The sequence below is a fragment of the Algoriphagus faecimaris genome (assembly GCF_900101705.1).
Lineage (GTDB): Bacteria > Bacteroidota > Bacteroidia > Cytophagales > Cyclobacteriaceae > Algoriphagus > Algoriphagus faecimaris.
Window position 1 is genome coordinate 1 of the sequence record NZ_FNAC01000098.1, and the last position, 1,631, is coordinate 1,631.

At 35.7% G+C, this 1,631-nt stretch carries 2 protein-coding genes; both read right to left on the reverse strand.

Going from position 1 to position 1,631, the window contains the following annotated elements; all coding sequences use genetic code 11:
- Window positions 1-986 (reverse strand): hypothetical protein (locus tag BLQ57_RS20720; RefSeq protein ID WP_139162862.1); only part of this gene is annotated, 986 nt, incomplete at its 3' end.
- A 421-nt stretch (window positions 987-1,407) separates the two neighbouring features.
- On the reverse strand, window positions 1,408-1,631 hold a 224-nt coding region (locus BLQ57_RS20725), incomplete at its 5' end, for a thioredoxin domain-containing protein (RefSeq protein ID WP_175444688.1).

Genomic DNA, 1,631 nt, shown 5'->3' on the forward strand with positions numbered 1-1,631 from the left:
ATCAGCCTATGATAGTTTGGATCTTGAAAATGATGGTAGGTTGGGTCCTCAGCAATCTTCTGTTCATAGGTGCCGTAGGGGATTTCTTGGATATAATCCAAAACTATTTTATCTCCTTCTAGAGAAAATAGTTTATGATTTTTAGCCCCCAAGGCGATTCTCACATTGGTTTTAAAGTCATTTCTTGAAATTTTACTCTTTTGAAGTATTGGAAACTCTCCATGTTTTATTTCAATTCTAGAATCCAGTTTTTTACTGAACAAATCATAAACAAGTATCTCACTATCTGTTTTGGTTGTTAAATAAAGCTTTCGACTTTTTGGATCAAGTTTATAAATGATGAAATAGAGGTCTGCTAACAAAGATTTATCAAACCTTGAATACATAATCCGATCCGTTACTGGAGCTAATTTAATAGATTCTTCTGTTCCTTTGTGGAAAACCTCAATTAACTCGGTCTCAGAATCATTTCCAGGACGAAATGAATTCGTGTCAGAAGGATTGGTAATAAATGAAATATTGGAATTTGAACCAGGTAATTTGAAATAAGAAAAAAACTCCATCCTCCCAAAAATTCGAATAGATGTGCTAGAGGGATAGCTGAATTTGTCAAGGAGGTTCAAATTTTGATCATAGCGATAGATAAACGAAAAGGATTGAAGATAGATAGTACCATCCTCTGCAAAGGACATCGCATTGAATGGGGCCGAGGATTTATTTGGACCATCGCCTTCCAAAATCTTGTTGCTGATAAAATCCCCCTCTTCATTAATTAGTACGATCCTTTTTCCTTCCGTAGAATTAATATAACCAAGATAAAGCCCATCCTTTGGGAAATAATCAACTATTTCCACCGGATAGAAAGATTCAACAGTGAAACTCTTGACTTTTTCCAGCTTATATTGAGCATTGGAAAATGAAGGCCAACTAAATAAAGAAAAAGACAATAAGTAAATTACAGACCAATAACTATTTTTTTTAAACATAAGTAATTTTTTGAAGACTAGCTTTAAACTAAAATATAAAACCAGGTTTAGATTCTTTTCTAAACCTGGTTATTTTTATCCAATCATCAACATGTACACACTCCTCCCCCGCTACAATAAAGAGATACGGCAGAAGAGTGACAATTATCTACTTGAATGGGTCTATGGTTTTGCCAATTATCACATTGTAGATAGCAAGAACCCCCTACCCCCCTGTAATTTTCTTCATCTGACTTCTTTCTAAGACTTCATCAGTGCTGAGTCGGAGCATTTCTAAGCTTAACTTTTTCATAGTTTTTATAATTTAAATGGTTATTGAATAATTTTGACTAAATGAGCTAATCCTCCGACTTTTAGAGTCACCGAAGACTGTGACTATTCATCGCGATTGAATATTTTTTTTCTGCATCAGCAGCTTATCTTAGTTTAAGACATATTTCAAATCCTCCACTGCATAAGCCGTAGGCAATTCATAGCCATTGATGAAAATCGTGGGCGTTTGGACAATCTGCTCCTTGTCTGCCCAGTCCAGCATAGCTTTGATGTTGGTTTCCTGCCTTGCCAGTTCTCCATTGAGTGGATACTTTGCCGCAAAGGCTTCATAATCTTTCTTTTCCTGACCATACCACTCATCCAAGGCTTGGC